At 37.2% G+C, this 19,105-nt stretch carries 18 protein-coding genes and 3 pseudogenes; 16 read left to right on the top strand and 5 right to left on the bottom strand.

Annotated features, from left to right (window positions below):
* Positions 1-59 precede the first annotated feature (59 nt).
* Positions 60-962 (top strand): HAD family hydrolase, encoded by a 903-nt coding sequence (locus NST05_RS07485; RefSeq protein ID WP_340742967.1) that lies wholly within the window; start codon positions 60-62, stop codon positions 960-962.
* A 424-nt stretch (positions 963-1,386) separates the two neighbouring features.
* On the opposite strand, the gene NST05_RS07480 is transcribed toward NST05_RS07485, so the two are convergent.
* The 5 genes from NST05_RS07480 to NST05_RS07460 form a co-directional block, all read right to left on the bottom strand.
* Positions 1,387-2,025 (bottom strand): histidine phosphatase family protein, encoded by a 639-nt coding sequence (locus tag NST05_RS07480; RefSeq protein WP_100273417.1) that lies wholly within the window; start codon positions 2,023-2,025, stop codon positions 1,387-1,389.
* A gap of 2 nt (positions 2,026-2,027) precedes the next feature.
* Positions 2,028-2,501: an aminoacyl-tRNA deacylase gene (locus NST05_RS07475; protein ID WP_100273416.1), complete on the bottom strand. Its 474-nt coding sequence runs from the start codon at positions 2,499-2,501 to the stop codon at positions 2,028-2,030.
* Positions 2,502-2,614: 113 nt separating this feature from the next.
* A complete protein-coding gene (locus NST05_RS07470; protein ID WP_340742966.1) occupies positions 2,615-3,562 on the bottom strand; it encodes a glycoside hydrolase family 25 protein in 948 nt (315 codons plus the stop codon).
* A gap of 191 nt (positions 3,563-3,753) precedes the next feature.
* Positions 3,754-4,143, bottom strand: a complete 390-nt coding sequence (locus NST05_RS07465; RefSeq protein ID WP_002948103.1) for a hypothetical protein — start codon at positions 4,141-4,143, stop codon at positions 3,754-3,756.
* Positions 4,144-4,398: 255 nt separating this feature from the next.
* Positions 4,399-5,025, bottom strand: a complete 627-nt coding sequence (locus tag NST05_RS07460; RefSeq protein ID WP_100285055.1) for a Pr6Pr family membrane protein — start codon at positions 5,023-5,025, stop codon at positions 4,399-4,401.
* A gap of 246 nt (positions 5,026-5,271) precedes the next feature.
* On the opposite strand from NST05_RS07460, the gene NST05_RS07455 reads away from it, so the two are divergent.
* The 15 genes and pseudogenes from NST05_RS07455 (at position 5,272) to NST05_RS07380 (ending at position 19,084) form a co-directional block, all read left to right on the top strand.
* Positions 5,272-5,553 (top strand): Mbeg1-like protein, encoded by a 282-nt coding sequence (locus tag NST05_RS07455; protein WP_084828697.1) that lies wholly within the window; start codon positions 5,272-5,274, stop codon positions 5,551-5,553.
* Entirely contained in the window at positions 5,481-5,663 is a 183-nt protein-coding gene (locus NST05_RS07450; RefSeq protein WP_133264043.1) for an Mbeg1-like protein, read from the top strand. Before NST05_RS07455 ends, NST05_RS07450 begins: the two co-directional genes overlap by 73 nt.
* A gap of 169 nt (positions 5,664-5,832) precedes the next feature.
* Positions 5,833-5,997, top strand: a pseudogene (locus NST05_RS07440) (Mbeg1-like protein); the annotation flags it as partial.
* 12 nt (positions 5,998-6,009) lie between these two features.
* Positions 6,010-6,294 carry a hypothetical protein gene (locus tag NST05_RS07435; RefSeq protein WP_111679534.1) on the top strand — a complete coding sequence of 95 codons (285 nt, stop codon included), beginning with the start codon at positions 6,010-6,012 and terminating at the stop codon, positions 6,292-6,294.
* A gap of 30 nt (positions 6,295-6,324) precedes the next feature.
* Positions 6,325-7,089: pseudogene (locus NST05_RS07430) on the top strand (SDR family NAD(P)-dependent oxidoreductase).
* Between the two features lie 12 nt (positions 7,090-7,101).
* Positions 7,102-7,239, top strand: a complete 138-nt coding sequence (locus NST05_RS07425; protein WP_162877220.1) for a hypothetical protein — start codon at positions 7,102-7,104, stop codon at positions 7,237-7,239.
* Between the two features lie 109 nt (positions 7,240-7,348).
* Entirely contained in the window at positions 7,349-10,339 is a 2,991-nt protein-coding gene (locus NST05_RS07420) for a type I restriction endonuclease subunit R (protein ID WP_340742965.1), read from the top strand.
* A gap of 35 nt (positions 10,340-10,374) precedes the next feature.
* Positions 10,375-11,370: pseudogene (locus NST05_RS07415) on the top strand (SIR2 family protein).
* Positions 11,371-11,375: 5 nt separating this feature from the next.
* Positions 11,376-13,223, top strand: coding sequence for an ATP-binding protein (locus NST05_RS07410; RefSeq protein WP_340742964.1), 1,848 nt, complete (start codon positions 11,376-11,378; stop codon positions 13,221-13,223).
* A 3-nt stretch (positions 13,224-13,226) separates the two neighbouring features.
* Positions 13,227-13,946, top strand: coding sequence for a hypothetical protein (locus NST05_RS07405; RefSeq protein WP_340742963.1), 720 nt, complete (start codon positions 13,227-13,229; stop codon positions 13,944-13,946).
* 111 nt (positions 13,947-14,057) lie between these two features.
* The gene (locus NST05_RS07400; RefSeq protein WP_046206429.1) at positions 14,058-15,272 is read left to right on the top strand and encodes an ATP-binding protein; all 1,215 of its coding nucleotides are present in this window, start codon (positions 14,058-14,060) and stop codon (positions 15,270-15,272) included.
* Positions 15,256-16,413 (top strand): restriction endonuclease subunit S, encoded by a 1,158-nt coding sequence (locus NST05_RS07395; RefSeq protein WP_340742962.1) that lies wholly within the window; start codon positions 15,256-15,258, stop codon positions 16,411-16,413. Before NST05_RS07400 ends, NST05_RS07395 begins: the two co-directional genes overlap by 17 nt.
* A gap of 14 nt (positions 16,414-16,427) precedes the next feature.
* Complete coding sequence (locus tag NST05_RS07390) at positions 16,428-17,174, top strand: P-loop NTPase fold protein (protein WP_340742961.1); 747 nt, start codon at positions 16,428-16,430, stop codon at positions 17,172-17,174.
* The gene (locus NST05_RS07385; RefSeq protein ID WP_340742960.1) at positions 17,146-18,297 is read left to right on the top strand and encodes an NTPase; all 1,152 of its coding nucleotides are present in this window, start codon (positions 17,146-17,148) and stop codon (positions 18,295-18,297) included. The genes NST05_RS07390 and NST05_RS07385 overlap by 29 nt, the downstream gene beginning before the upstream one ends.
* Positions 18,298-18,331: 34 nt before the next feature.
* Positions 18,332-19,084 (top strand): hypothetical protein, encoded by a 753-nt coding sequence (locus tag NST05_RS07380; protein ID WP_340742959.1) that lies wholly within the window; start codon positions 18,332-18,334, stop codon positions 19,082-19,084.
* Positions 19,085-19,105 lie beyond the last annotated feature (21 nt).

Genomic DNA, 19,105 nt, shown 5'->3' with positions numbered 1-19,105 from the left:
TCGGACATTCTAGTTTGCTAAGTCTATGGCAAGAGAACGACATAAGAGAGAACGGACAAATGATTACTTCTATTGTTTTTGACGTTGACGATACTATTTACGACCAACAGGCACCTTATCGTATTGCCATGGAAAAATGTTTCCCTGACTTTGATATGACCCATATGAATCAGGCTTATATTCGTTTCCGCCACTATTCTGACATCGGTTTTCCACGTGTAATGACCGGTGAGTGGACAACCGAATATTTCCGTTTTTGGCGCTGTAAAGAGACACTTTTGGAGTTTGGTTACCATGAAATCGATGAAGAAATGGGGAACCATTTCCAAGAGGTTTATGAGCATGAGTTGGAAAACATTACTATGCTTGATGAAATGCGCATGACCCTTGATTTCCTCAAAGAAAAAAATGTTCGTATGGGAATTATTACTAATGGACCAACAGAGCATCAGCTTAAGAAAGTCAAGAAGTTAGGATTATACGATTACGTGGATCCCAAACGTGTCATTGTCAGTCAGGCGACAGGATTCCAAAAGCCTGAAAAGGAAATCTTCAATCTTGCTGCTGAACAATTTGATATGAATCCATCGACGACTCTCTACGTCGGAGATTCATACGACAATGACGTTATGGGTGCCTTTAACAGTGGCTGGCATTCTATGTGGTTTAACCACCGTGGACGTAGCCTTAAACCAGGTACGAAACCAGTCTTTGACTTGGAAATCGATAGTTTCGAGCAACTCTTTGGAGCTGTGAAAGTCCTTTTCGATCTTCCAAATAACAAATTTATCTTTGATATTAACGATAAAGAAAATCCAATTCTTCAACTGGGTATTAACAATGGTCTTATGATGGCAGCTGAACGTCTTCTTGAGAGCAATATGAGTATTGATAAGGTGGTTATTCTCCTTCGTTTGGATGCTAACCAGGAAAAAATTCTTCGTATGAAGTATGGAAAATAAAAAAACGGCCTAACGAGGCCGTTTTATTGTCTAGAATGTGATAAAGGGGGAAGTGAAATGGTGGGAACAGATAACTTAAAATATGATATTGAAGCACTAAGTACTGAGCGTGATGCTTTTAGAAAATAGGTAGAAGAGCTCAACGATAAATGTGGTGATCTCTTTGTGGGTGTTAGAGATGCGGAGCAGATGAAGTGTGTTGCCTGAGATTCCTATTATGCCTTGGCGGATCATCTTAATGCTGAAGAAAAGCAAAGAGGGTTTTCTGATAACTATTGGGAACATGTTCATAGAATTGTCAAAGATGAACCGAGTCGGAAACAATTGCCAAGTAGCCCAAAAAAAGTAATAGTTTTATGGGTTCTTTCATGCAAAAAAAGCGATCCTGTTAAGGACCGCTTATTTCACGATATAAGATGATGACTTAGCTAATTTTGTTGACTTGAGTCCTATAGGATGTGTCATTCCAAGATTTGAGAGTGAAGTGCTCACAATCATCTGTCTCGAGAATTGTGACAGATGCATTGTCAAGACCACCGGTTTTACGAAGAAGACCAGGTTCAAAGCCAAGTAGACTACGAATAGAAGCTGTTAGATTAGCTCCATGTCCGACGAGGAGGACGTTCTTCATACTACTATCTTTCAGTGTTCGGACTAAGTCAGCTACACGTTTGGTTGTGTGATAGACGGACTCCGCTTGAAAGTTGTTGGCACGGAAGTTGGCCAGGTTATGACGAAAGGCATCCATTTCTTTGGGATAAATCGCTTGAATGATAGAAAGTTTTTGTCCCTCTAGTTTCCCCAATTGCCACTCACGCAGATCCTTGGTATAGGTAATGTTAGCTTTAGTTTTTTGAGACTCCATGATGAGTTCAGTTGTTTTTTTAGCGCGTGGTAAGTCACTTGATAAGACCAAGTCGAAATGAGTATCACTGAGGTAATGGCCAAGCTCACTGACTTGCTCAATAGATTCTTTAAGAAGGGGGGAGTCTCCCTTGGAACCTTGGAGGCGTCCTTCCAAATTCCATTGAGTTTTACCGTGGCGTACAAAATATAGTCTCATGATTACTCCTTAATATCAGCAAACTCGGCATTAACGAAATCAGCAAGTTCTTGACTGTTGATGCGGATAGAACGCCCAATCTCTCCAGCTGAGACAATAAGAAAACCTGCTTCTTGGGCAGACTGATCGATATAAATGGGAAAATTGTGTTTTTGACGAATTCCCACAGGATTGTTGGCCCCGTGTACATAGCCAGTTGTTTTTTGGAGATCCTTTTGTGGAATCATTTGAACTTTCTTGTTGCCTGAAATTTTAGCTAATTTCTTTTCGGATAGATGCTCAGTGATAGGGATAATACCAATGACTGGTCCTGTCTTATCCCCTTTAAGGGCCAGGGTTTTATAGATGCTCTCACGCGCCACATTCTCTGGAAGCTCTCCTTCTAAACCGTTGAAGGATAAGCTATCATGGTCTATTTTAGCCTTATCAAGAATTTGGTCGACCAAAGTTTTCTTGACTTTGCTTTTTTTAGCCATTACTTATCTCCTTTTCAAAGTTGTACATTTCTACTTTCCATTATAACACATTTGTCCAAACACGCCTAAGTCAATTTGGGCAAGAAGAAAACCAGTGTCTGAAACACTGGTTTTTACTCACTAGTATACGACTTTGAGGAACGAGATGAGCTGGTTACAGTTGCTGAGCTAGTTGAACTGGTCGAAGTAGTTTTCTTATTTTTAGTTGATTTCTTCTTAATCTTTCCAAAGAGTTTTTCAAAGGTTTTACGCTTGTTTTTCTCAGGGTTGATTTGATTAAGATCTAGGGTATTGTCGAAACCAGGAAGGCTTCCTTGTGACGTATACTGGTGAAGGTCATAGCCAATTTCAGTATTTGGCAAAGCCTCATAGTAGCCCGAGTCGGTACCATAGGCTGGAATCCAAACGGCATCGAAGTTTTTGGTTGAAACTTCTTGCTCAAGCATGAAATAGGCACCAATATAGAGGCCAATCTTCTCAGCTCCTAGACGTTTGAGTTCAGCACGAAAGGCTTGGACACCTTCCTCCATGTTAGACATGGTTTCCTCTTCAACGTCAATCCAGTAATAGGTAGGTTTGTATGGAGAAGCATTATTGTAGAAAATACGAGCTTCTTCCTTCATCTCTTTGACAGAAGTACCTTGGGCGTAGGAATAGACGGCAACTGGAACGTCACGTTTTTTGAATTCTTTGATATGTGTTTTAAAAGATTTGTCAACTCCATTTGAGCTGGCGGCATTACTATCCTTACTAATCTGTGAACCACCGAAGACGCGGATGATAGCACCAGAAATATAATTTGACAAGACATCGTAGTCGATATCCTGAGGAAGTTGCCAACCCGAAAGGTCGATAATGGGATTGAGTATCAGCTCCTCATCGGAACTGTCAGATGTACTACTGGTTGTTGTTTTTGGTGTAGTAGCAGAAGGAATAGCTGATTTCACTTTCTCGAGACGCGCCTGCTGTTTAGACGTATTGTGAATGTTTGCAATAACTAATGCTAATCCTAAAAGAGCTAGAACCACGTAAACAACGATCGGTTTAATTCTTCTTCTCATCCCTTCCCATTCTACATTAAATAGCGTAAAAATGCAAAACACTCGGCATATAAATTATGTGAGATATATTACAGTGACTTATTTTTTTAAAGTTTAGTGATACTAGCTCAAACTGATTTAATGAGGGTATTATTAGGGGATTAGTTGTGAATTAAGTGAATATTTCATTTATTTAAGAAAGATTTTTAGCCTTATTTATCAGATTTTTCCTTAAAACTAGCACCACTAGTGGCATCAGACCAAGCTACTAGTGCTTGAGCAGAACTATCCAGATAGGTCTTGAGAGGTTGTTTTAAATCATAAATGGTTTCCCAAAATCCAAGGACATTTCCTTCTTTATCGAGAGCAGCCTGATAGGTCTGGATTAGGATTTGATCAAAACTGTCTGTGGGAATTTGATAACTCATTTCTTTGTTAGGAGAAGCCAAAATCTCAGACAGAATCCAATCGGGCAAATTTTCAGACTCACGGGGAAAGAAGCTACCGTCAGCCCCACCATTGTCATAGAGAAGGGTTCCTGTAGCATCATAGGCTGCTAGTTTATAGGGCAAATGGTTCAGTAATGTTTTTAAATCGTTCATATTTTCATGATAACTTCTTTCATGCGAAATAGCAATACATTGGATTGAGAAGAATACAATCGTAGGATAGTATCAGTTTGTCTAAGGATAATAGTAGCCCTGAAATCAATATAAGGCTATAATAAGGACAAAATATTTGAGGTAATATCATGTCAAAACTTATTTTTTTGATGTTGATGTCCTCTATAAAGCTTTTGATAGATTAGGATTATTGAAATAGAAAAACTGAGTTCCTTTTGGAGCTCAGTTTGTATTTTATGCCGGTTTACGACCGATAAATTTTTTCAAGAGGAATAAGAGATAGCCAACAGCAATGTAGCCAGCACTGATGACCAGGACGTTTATCATGACCTTATTCCAACCAAATTTATTGACATTGATAAAGAAGTAGGCGAAAGGACTATCTTTGGCACCTGGAATTGACAGTTTTAGAACCAGTCCGTTTAGAAGGGCAAAGGAGAAGTAAGACAGTGGGAATAGGGACCAGTAAAGTGGTTCGCGCAGACGAAAGGCTTTCTTAGCATCGAAAATGAGGGTATCAAGCACCAATCCCCAAGGGACAATATAGTGAACTAAGAAATTGCGGAGGGTCCAGAATTTCTCAGGTTCTGTAATAGGAGCCAAGAGGATGTGATAGATGACTCCAGTGATGAGGATGGCCATGGTTACGCCACCCTTGTAACGCAAGAGTTTTGTGTTAGTCGTCGCATCCCCTTTTTTGAAGTCATAGATGATAAAGAAAATCAAACTAGAAAAGACGAGGATATTGGACAAAACGGTGTAGTAGAGCAACATGCCCCAACCATCATCATGGATTTGAATAGAGACTCCTACCAGTCCACAAAGAGCTAGTAAGATACGGTAAAATCGTGAAATAGTCATAAGCTTCCTTTTCCTAATAAATAATCTCTCTTATCATATCACATTTTTCACTAACAATTTATTGAAAATTCTAGTAAAATCAAAGTAAGAAAGACTTTCAAGGAGTTTACCATGCCCAATTTAATCGATTATCTTGAACAGGTGAAGGAGCTTACCTTTGATCAAGAACCTCTCAATATCTTGGATAAGGTTTGCATTAATGAAATTGGCTAACTGACTTATGAAAAATGGCTCTTAGCAAGTGATTTGAAGGAAACCATCAATCTACATGACTATGCTAAAGGGAAGGACTTAAATCCAGACTACAGCTTCATGGTAACTAAGGAACAGGTGGATTTGGCTGAAGCCATGGTGAGGTCGAGACGTTTCGCTGGACTTAATCTAAGTGACTACTGTAGTGTCTTGGACAAGGAAGTGGAAAAGCAGTTTGCAGCTATGATTTTTAGTCTGCCTGAATTAGACTACCATCAGCTTGTCTTTCATGGGACAGATATATTGTCATTGGATGGAAGGAGGATTTTCAGCTGACCTATAGTCAAGAAATTCCAGCTTATCACTCAGCTATTGCCTTTCGGTCTGATCACTTGCCTAATCTCAGTGGCTATATCACTTGTTTCTGGCCATTCAAAGGGTGGTAATCTTGCCCTCTATTCGGCTATTCAAAGCTCGACTTGTTCTACGTGAGCAAATAGCAGAGCTTTTGCTCCTAGATTCTCCAAGGTTGATGAAACCACTCTTAGAAAATCCTGCTTACCAAGAGTTGAAAGTCAAGATGACAGTTATCAGACCTCGAGATTCTGTTGTAGAGTCATGCTCTACTGGGAACAGGCTGCTCAGCTAGTAGCAGCGGAAGGTATAGGGATCTCTCAACATAATGCCTTACTTTGGCAGGTTGACTTGGAAATAAATGATTTTGTTTATGAGGACCAGCCAACAGAGTTGAGTCAACGTTTGGAAGAAACCTTCCAATAGTGGATTGAGACCTTGCCCAATCAAGAACTCAAGCAAGTTTGCGATTTGGTTTTTGATACCATCCTTGATTCAGGTATTGAAAGCCTCGATGATATTGGCATCCAAGCCTTGCCAAAGATAGGTCAGTTGTTACAAGAATTTGGCAATCTTTCGGACCAACAAAAGAAGGTCCTGCAAGACGGTTTCAACCAGTTACTCTCGATATTTTGGAAGTCAGGAAACAAGAAATATAGTCACCCCAAGCTAGAACTTCCTGATTTTATCAAGAAGTTGAGTGAATTGACCAACAACGATTAGGGCAGCGGAATCATTGAAATGGAGGATATCATGCCAAAAAACGTACTTATTATAGGAGCAACATCAGGAATTGGCGAAGCAACGGCGCGTGCCTTTGCCAGAGAGGGGGCTAACCTCATCTTGACAGGGCGCCGTGTAGAGCGCTTAGAAGCTCTAAAAGCAGAATTTGAAGCGACCTATCCCAATCAAAAAGTTTGGACCTTTGCACTGGATGTTACCAATATGGAGATGGTCAAGGACGTTTGCCAAGCCATTCTCAAAAGTGTGGGGCAAGTCCATGTCTTAGTCAATAATGCAGGCCTGGCACTAGGCCTAACAGCTTACCAAGACTACGAATAGTGGGACCTGCTGACCATGCTCGAAACCAATGTCAAGGGCTTGATGATGGTGACACGTCAGATTTTGCCGAGTATGGTAGCTGCCAATGAGGGCCATATCATCAATATGGGTTCTACAGCAGGCATCTATGCTTATGCAGGCGCCGCTGTTTATTCAGCAACCAAAGCTGCAGTGAAAACTTTTAGTGACGGCTTGCGTATTGATACCATTGCCACAGATATCAAGGTGACAACCATTCAGCCCGGTATCGTTGAGACCGACTTTTTACAAGTTCGCTTTCACGGTGCCAAGGACAAGGCAGCCAAGGTTTATCAAGGTTTGGAAGCCCTCCAAGCCCAAGATATTGCGGAGGCAGTCCTCTATGTTACCAAGCAACCACGACGCGTTCAGATTTCAGACATGACCATCATGGCTAACCAACAAGCCACAGGGTTTACCATTCATAGGGGAGAGTAAAAAGAGAAACTTATGAAGAATCAAACTAATCCAGCCATCGGCAGTAGCTGGGAAGACTCACAATCAAAACTCTTTAGCAAGGAAGAAATTGAAGCCAGTTACCAAAGAGTGGAAAAACTCATTCAGAAAAAAAGAGTAAATAGAAGATAAAAACATGGAACCAAGCTGTGTTTTTTTGTTTGAACTTTCCAAAAACTATGAAAGAAAACGTGAAAATGCTATAATGTAAGGGATTACGACAATGTTGAAAGGATAAGTCATGCCAGCAGTTACTCCAGAACTTGAGATAGAACGTCAATTAATCGAGCAATTAACCTCTGGTGAGAGCCAGTGGACCTATCGCCCAGACTTAAAAAATGAAGGTCAATTATGGGATAACTTTTTTGAGAAGTTAGCGCAAAATAACGTTGCCCTCCTTGCTGACCATCCCTTGACTGAGCAGGAGAAGCGCCAAATCAAGAACCAGCTTAACTTCATTAACTATTATGAAGCTGCTAAGTGGTTGGCTGGTGAAAATGGTATTGCCAAAGTCGAGGTACAGCGTGAAGATGCTAGCCTTGGGACTATCCGACTTTCTGTCATCTGGCGTGACAATATCGCTGCTGGAAAATCCAGTTACGAAGTGGTCAATCAAGTTGAACGTGACAAGGCCTATCCTCAAGATCAGGACCGTCGTTTAGATACAACCCTGATGATCAATGGCCTTCCTCTTATCCATATCGAGCTCAAGAGTCCTCGTGTCGCCTTTTTGGATGCCTTTCATCAAATCAAAAAGTATGACCGTGAAGGAAAGTTACGTGGTATCTATTCTGCCCTTCAGATGTTTGTTGTGACTAATAAGGTTGATACACGTTATATTGCAGCTGCACGAGAGGATAAGCTTAATAAACAATTCTTAACATCTTGGGTGGACAAAGATAATAAACCCATGACCAGTCTCATGGACTTTGCCCACGAGGTTCTGTCTATTCCACGTGCCCATCAGATGGTGATGCAGTACTCCGTTATTGATGATAGTAAGAAAGCCCTCATCCTCTTACGTCCTTATCAAATCCATGCCATCGAGTCTGTTCAAGATGCCTCTCGCCGTCAGGAATCAGGCTATATCTGGCATACCACGGGTTCTGGTAAGACCCTGACCTCCTACAAGGTGGCTCGCAACCTCTTGCAGATTCCAGCTATCCAAAAGACCGTTTTTGTCGTCGACCGTAGGGACCTTGACCAGCAGACGACCTCGTCCTTTCTTTCTTACGCCGCCAATGATGTCATTGATATCGACGAAACGGACAATACTCATGATTTGGTTAAGCGTTTGGCAGGAAATGACAAGCGTGTGATTGTGACGACTATCCAGAAAATCACAACCATGATGCGCAAGTTTGGAGAGGGTAAATACCAAAAGGATTCGGAAAAAATCAAAGACCTTCGTGTGGCTTTCGTTGTGGATGAATGTCACCGTGCGGTCACGCCTCAGACTCAAAAGGATATCAAAGGCTTTTTCCACAATTCGCTCTGGTATGGCTTTACTGGTACACCGATTTTCAAGGAAAATAAACGAAAGCAATTAGGCGATTTGGCACAAACCACCCACCAACAATATGGCGAACGCCTACACGAGTATACGGTCAAAGAAGCCATCCATGACGGGGCAGTCCTGGGATTCAAGGTAGACTATCGAAATACTATTATTTCGCCGATTCCTGAAAAAGATCTTCCTGACTCTGTTTATGAAGATAAAGAACACATGCTAGAAGTCTTGGATGCTATCCTAAACAAGAGTTATCAACAGTTGGGCTTTCCAAATGGTGTGGGAAAGACCTACGAGGCTATCTTAACGGTTAAGTCCATTCCACAAGCTCAGGCTTATTACAATCTGCTCAAGAGTATCAAGGCAGGACAGGAACGTATCAAGGTGTCAGAGCGAGCTAAGCGCGTGCTACCCGACTTTCCAAAGATGACGGTCACTTACTCTGTGTCGGAAAATGAAGAAGAGTCTATCGACTACCAAAACCACATGAAACAGGTCATGGACGACTACAATCAGGAGTTCGGTACCCATTTTAACATGGCTGATTTGCGTGGCTTTAATACGGATATCAATAATCGTTTAGCCAGAAAGTTAGACAAATACATTCCTCGCAATGAGCAGTTGGATTTGGTTATCGTCGTTGACCGTCTTTTGACCGGTTTTGATGCCCCCTGTCTATCCACTCTCTTCATCGACCGTAAGCCCATGCGTCCACAGGATTTGATTCAAGCCTTTAGTCGTACCAACCGTATCTTTGATAGTAAAAAGCGTTATGGCCATATCATCACCTTCCAAAGACCAGAGGCCTTTAAAGAGGCTGTGGATAATGCCCTTAAGCTCTACTCAAACGGAGGTGAAAATGACGTCACTGCCCCAGATTGGGAGGAAGAAAAAGCCAACTTCATCCAAGCCTGGATAGATTTTCAAGTAAAAGTGGAAGATGTGGAAAACTATGTCATCACGATAGAGCAGGCCTCTAGCCCACAACTCCGTCGCATTGCTAAGGCTTATCAAACTTTTGACAAGTATCTGGCGTCTATCCGTGTCTATAGTGAATACGATGAAGCGGCTATCTATGCAGAAACTGGCCTATCAGATGAAAAGCTCGAAACCTATCTAGGAATCTATCAAAATATCCTAGCAGAGCTCAAAAGCCGAGCAGAAGACGATGGTGATGATAATCTCTTTGATATCCACTACGAACTGGAATCCGTCCAAGTCGACGAGATTAACTATGCTTACATCCTGACACTGATTCAAAGTATGATTCAGCAGGAAGAGGATAGTCCACAGGCTCTCAGTGACAAGGATATCGAAACGGTTGATAATTATATCCAGAGTCTGGAACGTACCAATCCTAAACTAGCCGAAATCATCCGAAATCTGTGGAAAGAAGTCCAAGCCAATCCTAAAGATTACCAAGGACAATCTATCACTGACGTCTTGGACACTATGATTGAAGCCATTATCGACGACCATCTCAAACGCTTTGCCAGAGAATGGTATGTCGGACTCGATGAACTTCGTTACTATGTCCAACACTATCGTAAGGGTGCCAAGAAGCAATCTGGAGAAAGCCAGCTTGCCAAGAGCCAACGCTACAAAGACTACAAAGCAGAAACAGCTGATGCCCTCAACCCGCTCAGCTACAAAAAACACATCAAAGAAGCCTACACCAAACTCATTGAAGAGGTTATTGAACCATTGAGAGTGGGGAGGTAGATGGTAGTATTTGATTTTACTTGAGGAATATACATATGGTTGAAAAATTTGATATAAAACAGTTGCGTTATTTCGCAATGACTAAGAGGCTTAATTTTTTAATTGGATCAGGGGCTTCAGTTCCAGCAATACCTTTAATGTCTTCTTTCAGAAGTAATGATATTTCAGATGAGGAAGCTAATAATTTTTTATCTGATAAGGTTAAAGAGGTTTCTAAGAAAGTTCTTGAAGATACTAGTAAGGCTAGTAATGAAGAAGATATTAAAGCAGTTTTAAAAAGATATTCTGAATTTATTAAAGTAATACTTCAACTACTTTATCATGCAAATTCTAGACAAGTAACAAAAAATATTAACATATTTACAACTAACTATGATCTCTTCATTGAGAAGTCACTGGATGAATTGATGAAATATGAATCATTCATTTTTAATGATGGAGGTAATGGGTATTTTAATAGGATTTTAGATAGTGCTAATTATAATAAGTCTGTCGCATATAGAGGCTTAAATGATAACTACCTTAATGAACTTCCTACATTATCTTTGATTAAACCACATGGTTCGATGAATTGGGAAAGAAATCAAGAGGACAATATTTTAATAAGGAAAAGCGTAGTCGAAAATCCAGTAGTAGTTAAACCAACTGGCATAGAAGGCCAAGAAACATTTCTAAACAACCATTTTCATGACATGCTAAGAGTATTTCAACTTGAGCTAGATAAACCACAATCTATTCTTATCGTTATTGGATTCTCGTTTCAAGATAGACATATTGCTAAAATGTTGAACAGATCTTTGAAAAATCCTGAATTAAATGTCTTTATATTTTGTTATTCCGAGTTTGATAAACAAACAATATTTACAAATTTGAGCCTCAGTGATTATCCAAGAAATCTGAATGTCATTACACCTAATGAATTATAGGAAAAGTATAAATCAAAGCATGAAGTTGAAGATGAAAGTGACTGGTTTAGTTTTGATCTTAGCAATCTAACTGAGTTACTTAGAGATATTTCTTTTGAGGAATAATTAGTATGAAGTCAAATATCAAAAAACTGGGTGTCATTGTTGGTGTTGATGGTGATATTTCTCAAGTTGGAATGTATCATTTATCTAATGATGCAGAGTATCTATGGTATGGTGATGTGTTACAAGGAGCAAAAATCGGAGCATATCTGACAATTTTACAGAATAATATAAAAATTATCGCTTCTGTTGTTACTGAAAAAGTTGCTGATCAACAAAATACAATTCGAAGTACAGAATTTGATAATCGTTTTTCAAAAAATTCGATAAATCGAATCGTTCATTTAAAAACTAAAGGCGTAATTGAAAATGGTGAATTCCAAGTCACAAGTCAATATGTGCCGATGATTGGTAATGAGGTATGTATTACTTCAAAAAAGGACTTAGAATTAATATATGGGATTGATAACGCAGAGCCGACAATTTCTATTGGCAAGTCAATCTTGGAAGGTCAAATTGTTCCTTTATCGATTAATAAAATTTTTGCTTCTCATATTGGTGTTTTTGGGAATACTGGTAGTGGTAAATCTAATACTTTACACAAGTTATTTCTAGAACTATTCCGGTCAGAGTATCAAGAGAAAATTTTAGAGCATTCAAAATTCTATGTTATTGATTTTAATGGTGAATATACTAAAAATGATAGTTTTGGTATAACGGGCACCCATAAAAAAGTATATGAAATTAATACTAAAAATCAAACAACAGATAAACTTCCAATAACTTCAGATTATTTATTTGATCCAGATATTTTGTCAATTCTATTCGGAGCGACTTCTGCTACACAAGTTCCTTTTTTAAGAAAATCCCTTAAAATTTGGAATGAAAGACATTTCAATGGCAAGAGTATTGCTCATTTTGTTGTGGGAACTTTGAAGAAGATTTTGACTAGTGGTGACTCTGTAAATTCAGAAGCTAAAGAAAACTGGATTACTGTTGCAAGGGATTATCTTCAAACAACAGAATTTTATTTACTTGATAATTTAATATCTCTAAACTTTCATTCTTCTGATAAATATTATTTTTCAGGTCCTCCTGCAAATGTGTTCATTAATGAAAAATCTGAAATTAATAATCAAGCTTTGGCATACTTATGTATTCCGGGTTTGACTAATGCATTGGAAAACTCCTTTAACCAGTTATCGATGATTGATAAGTTGAAATTTCACCTTGAATTTCAAAGAGTCCACCAATCAGCATGGAAATCAACGAATATTGAACATATCAATCCTTTGTTTCATAGAATTGATACAGCTTTAAATAGTTTGAAAAAGGTTGTTGAAGTTAAAGAGAGCATTGAAGGAAATTTTTCTAGTTTAAATATTATTAATCTCGTCCATGCAAATCAGGAAATCACTAGATTAGTTCCTATGCTTATCTCTAAGATGATCTATGATCAACAAAAAACGAAAATAGCTGAAAATGATGTTACATGTACTAGTCATTTGATTATTGATGAAGCACATAATATTTTAAATGCTCAAAACCATTCTGTAGGAGATACTTGGCAGGACTACAGATTGAATATTTTTGAAGAAATCATTAAGGAAGGACGGAAATTTGGTTTCTACTTAACTTTATCAAGTCAACGACCAGCAGATATTTCACCTACTATTCTTTCACAAGTTCATAATTATTTCATCCATAGATTGGTTAATGATAATGATTTACGTATGCTGGTAAATACTATGCCTACGTTGGATAAAACATCCTTTAATAAAATTCCGAGTTTAGGTAAAGGAGAAGTTATAATTACAGGTAATGCAATTCAAGTTCCAGTATTTGTGAAAGTAGATAAAGAAGAAGTCATTAGACCGAATAGTGATGATGTTATTTTGACTGAATTGTGGAGTTGAACTATGAGAAAAGAAGAAATATTTAGATTACTAGGAGTATCAGATGAAACTGAATTGGAAAGCTTGTTGGATTGTAAATCAGTTGAATATGCTGATGAAATTTCTGAAGAAAATTCTGAAGAAAATTACTTTATAATTAATCGTGGAACATCAAAGTATGGAATTCCATTGCTTGAACGTAGTGGGTTTGAACATAAAAAACATAAATTGCTTGAATTGCCAACAGATTTAAATGAACGTCCTTATATTTGTGAAGCATTTCTAACAAGAGATAGTTTAGATACTTTGGGAAGTAAGAAGAGAAAAAAATTAAAAGATCCCATCCATTGGGAATGTGTTACTTCTGATATGTTTGCTAAAAAATATTTTCATAGAGGACATATAATTGGTCATTCATTAGCTAATGAACTTGTTAGAGGAATAAAAAATAAAGATAAGAGAATCCTTTTTGTCCAGACAGCATGGAGTAACATGAATTCTCAAGGTCTTAATACTAAAAGCCAGTTCTATTTTGAGAGCAAACTTGAAGATACTATAAGAAGTGGAAGAAATATTTTGTATAAATCAGAATTAATTTATAAAGTGCCAACTGATAAAATACCATTAGGTATTCAAATTCAAGCTATCTCTATTGATGAAGAACTGTCTATTAATGTTTTTATTCCAAATGTTTCTCCAGGAATATTAATTGATTATACAGAATGTAAGATAACGTTAGAATGAAAATACATGTAAAGTGAATTGGTTTTTGAAATTCCTTGTTTCTCTATGTATCGGAAACGTTAAATCAGGATTTTCAAAAAAGGAATTACAGTTTACAGGGAGTAATTATAATTGTTAACAAATGATCAATTAGATGAAATCGTAAGAGATTTATTTTATCTTGGAGTGGAAGGGGAATATTGGGATTTTAAAGAAAAACCATATTTCTTCGAAGATCAAAGTAAAGAAGAAAAAAATAAAAAGAAGAACGACCTTCTCCATGATATTATTTGTATGGCAAATAATTTAAGTAATTGTGACGCATATATTATCATGGGTATTCAAGATAAACCTGTTAAAATAACAGGAGTTAAGCAATTTTCTAATAAGTGGACACAAGAAAATTATCAGGATTTTTTACAAAAATTAACTTGGGCTGGAGATATGATTCCGACAGTTGAATTTCGAACTATTAATAATGGAGATTTAGATGTTTTAATTATAAAAAAATCAAACAGGGTTCCATACTACATAACTAAAAACTATGGTAAAGTTAGAGAATATCGAATTTATGTTCGAAAAGGTTCTAAGAATACTGCAATTGATAGTCAGGCAGAAATAGGCGATATTGAAAAATTATTCGAATATAGATTTGGATTAACTCCTTTCCCAAAGGAACGTGTTATTAACTATATAACTGACCACGATCATTGGATTGAGATGAAGGGAAATTATGAAACTCGTTCTTGGTACTATGAGAAATTTCCTGAATATACTATGGAATTAGTTGATGATCCACAGAACGATGAACTAAAAGCTCCAGTTTATGCACTCATCCATCCCAACGCAAGAACAACATGGCAGATTTTACGTCTAAAATACCACCAAACAATCTTGTTGGAATTCAGTTCACATTATATTGACGAATATAGGGGGATGTCTGTTCAACCAAAGTATAATTTTTTAAAATTATTCGACAGGATGGATGATATGAAATTCCCATCTATGTATTACTATTACTTATCTGATTCTGTCGAAATAAACTTGATGTATTTGTTAAAAGATTTACTTCAACAAGACGGTGAAGCTTGGAGAAGGCATTTGAGCCTAATTCCTGTTTTTTATGACGATGTAGAAAGAAATGTTATTGAAGAATATATTGAAGAAAATAAATCTGATATCATTGAGAAAATAAAAAAGGAAAGTGAAAACATTTGCCTTGAGTATAATTATGATGGAGATGAAAAACGAAGTAAATGGGACAAAGAAGAAATAGCATTAACCAAAGTTGTAAAAAATATCTTAAATGAGTATAGGAAAAAGAAGGTATATGAAAAAACAAAGTAATGCTCCACAAATTAGGTTTCAAAATTTTGAAGATGAATGGGTAAAGCAAAGCCTTGGAAAAACTGTCGAAATAATTATGGGGCAATCACCTGATAGTAAAAACTATACTGATAATCCAAATGATTATATATTAGTACAAGGTAATGCAGATATGCAGAATGGTAGGGTTATCCCAAGAGTCTGGACAACACAGGTTACAAAGTTAGCCGAAAAAGGTGACTTAATTTTAAGTGTTCGAGCACCCGTTGGAGATATAGGTAAGACAGACTACAATGTTGTTTTAGGTCGTGGGGTAGCAGCGATAAAAGGAAATGAGTTTTTGTTTCAACTATTAACAAAAATGAAACAGTCTCACTATTGGTCAAAGTTCTCTACGGGATCAACTTTTGAGAGTATTAATTCAAACGATATAAAATCAGCTGAAATTTATTTGCCTAGTATAGAAGAACAATCTGCCATCGGCTCCCTTTTCCGTACCCTTGACGACCTTCTGTCTAGCTACAAAAATAATCTCGCCAACTACCAATCTCTCAAGGCGACCATGCTTTCCAAAATGTTTCCTAAAGCTGGACATACTGTTCCTGAGATACGTTTGGATGGATTTGAAGGTGAGTGGGAAAATAAAATACTCTCTGAAGTTACAAATATTACAATGGGACAATCTCCCAAGTCAGAAAACTATACAGATAATCCGAATGATTATATTCTTGTTCAAGGAAATGCAGATATTAAAGATAAGCAGGTCGTTCCTAGATTATGGACGACGGAAGTTACTAAAATGGCAGAAATTGGCGATATAATTCTAACTGTGAGAGCTCCTGTTGGTGATATTGGTAAAACGGATTACAATGTAGTTATTGGGCGTGGAGTTGCAGCAATAAAAGGTAATGACTTTATTTTTTATACTTTAGAAAAAATGAAAATGACTGGTTTCTGGAATAAATTTAGTACAGGTTCAACGTTTGAATCAATTAGTTCGAATGATATAAAAGAAGCAATTATTCAAATTCCAACTCTCGAAGAACAACAAGCCATTGGCGCCTATTTCTCAAACCTCGATAACCTCATTAATTCTTACCAAGAAAAAATTTCGCAGCTAGAAACTCTAAAAAAGAAGCTTTTGCAGGATATGTTCATCTAAGGAGAAAGTGATGTATGGAGCATGAATTCATTAAGTTAGAGCACATTGATACCACAGTTGCAGCAAAAAACTTTTCTGAATTACTCAATGATAATAAAACATATTTTTTAAATGGTAGTTGGGGATCTGGTAAGTCGGAATTTTTAAAAGAAGTGAAGAGAGGTTCCCAAAATAAACTTATTACCATTGATTTTTGGAGGTTATCTGATACTCGTTCAACTATCGAGATTGCATTTTCAAAATTACATCCTCTTTTATATTGGACTATAAGACTGGGTATTATCCTGCTAGTGGCTGTATCTATACTGATGACTAATGTTGTTGATATTGGGTTGAGTAATTATTTTGGTGGCTCAAAACCTTTGATTCTGAAACTAGGAGGAGTAGTAGCATTAATAGTTGCTGTATGGCAAGTTTTTAAGAAAAAATCGAATGAATTTTATTGTTTCTCATTAAGTAAATTACCAAAATTTTCGAAAGTCCTGATTATTGATGACTTTGATAGAATGTCTGAAAAGCAACAAGAAGAAAGTTATAAACTTTTCAGTTTGATAAATGGAAAGTTGCCTATAGTTTTTGTTGGTGATATTACAAAGGTTCATAAAAGTGATGATAATTATTTATCAAAAGTAATTGATAGACAAGTTGAACTGCCATTTGATTTGCATCCATCTAAAATATGGAATAACTATTTTAGTGTTCTAGAAGATAAATTTAATACAGTACTTTCTGATGATTTTAAAAAAAAGAATAAGTTCTGAGAACAGGAATCTACGAGATAGAGAACACTTTAATGATTATGTCAATCAAGAATTCTTTACAAGAGGAAAGTTAGGACACGTTCAAGTTAAGCAGCAATTACTTGTGATTTATGCTTATCTATTTTATCCAGATTTATATATGAATCTGCTTAACGATGAAGCAATTAGGGTGGAGGAATCAGAAAAGTCAGGGTTTCTGGATATAAAAAGAATAGGTTATACAATAAAAGAACAATTATCTGAAATTCAGAGTTCAGATAATTCGGATTATCCATCAAGTTTCAAAAAGAATAAGTTAGAATATTTATTATACGAGCAAACAATCAACCGAACAAAAATTGAGTTAGAACTACTGTTTACTAGTAACTCAGAGAAATTAATCTCAGAGATTATTGATTCTGATCAATCATCTGATTTTTACAAATACTTATCTAGTCAATTCCGAGTATTCTCTAAAAAAATGAAAAAACAACTTTTGATTATGGTAATAAAAGAATCAATAAAGTTTAAGAATAGTCCTTCAATGAATTTTATTGTTCAAGAAAGTTTGAATGAGGTTATACCTTCATATGAAAGGGATTCACCTCTGACTAAGGATGTTATTACTAGGATTATAAATATGTGGGAATCTATCCTTAGGAATGAGAATCTGGACCAGTCTGAAATCATATATTTTCTCAATAAACACGACTTGCTTAGTTTTCACGAACTAGGACTATATTATTCTGATTTAAGAATAGATACTGAGACTTTTTCAAACTTACGTAGAAAGGACTTTTTTCTGTTAACCTATTTAAGTAGTAAGAGATTGTTTGAAAAGTTTGAGCTTTGGGATAATACTATTTGGGAGGCTATAAAATTATTTGATGACAGGGAGTTCTTATCTTTTTGGATTTTTCAATTTATTATTACGAATGAACTAGACTATGAAGGATTTGATATTATTCCTGAGGACAAGAGGTATACTATTTGGACTGGTAGATATTTATTTGAATCCCCTCATAAGCATACTGATTATAAGGAGTCTGTCATTTCTAAAATTAAACCGAGACTTGAAAAGATGGAGAAGGAAGGTTTCACATTTACTAAGATGGAAGACACAAGATTTAAGGTCGAGACTTAAGATTTAATGCAGAGTATTTTAAAAGGAGACAAACATGGTATCAGTAACACAACGTATCAAACAGATTAAACAGCCTCGTGGTGGTTATCTTCCTGTCAAGACTTTTACTGTGACGACGCTTGATGATGGTCAGGTTCTTAATCCTGAGGAGTCTATTGCGGCTAGTTTGGTTGGGACTGCTGTGGACTATCTTAGTCGTTTCATGGATGGGACAACCGTTGAGGAGGCTTTTGAGATTTCCTTACTTGGTGCTAGAGTCATGAGGATGGAGTCTAAGGCTTTTGGTCTTCTGGATGATGTTAAGAGGCTGGATGATTTGTCGATTACTAAGGCTTGTCAGTTGGCAGGTTTTGATAGTGCCTTTCGTGCGGGTCCTCTGGCTTATCGTCCAGTGGAGAGTATTGTCCCAGATCAAGCTACCATTTCGAATATTCGTATCATGGTTGAGCGTAGTTTGAGCTTCTTCAAGGCCTTTGGCCCTGTGACTGCGGATGGTTTTACCATGGAAGGGGCTTATACAGCTACCATAACGACTGGTGACGGGGATTTCCTGACCAAAGATACCCTTTGGGACTTTAAAGTCACCACCAGCAAGCCTAATAAAGACCATACCTTGCAGCTACTGATTTACTATCTCATGGGTAGGCGTTCGATTCATCCAGAGTTTCAAACCATTGAAAATCTAGGCATTTTCAACCCACGTCAAAATACGATTTACCAACTTCCCATTTCTGATATTTCAGATGAGGTCATCAAGGAAGTGGAAACAGTCGTGATTGGCTATTAGAACTAATAGGATAACATTCAA

Source organism: Streptococcus sp. FSL E2-3494, assembly GCF_038007085.1.
Lineage (GTDB): Bacteria > Bacillota > Bacilli > Lactobacillales > Streptococcaceae > Streptococcus > Streptococcus thermophilus.
Note: the sequence above shows the minus strand (reverse complement) of the source record. Positions and strands in the feature narration are given on the sequence as shown.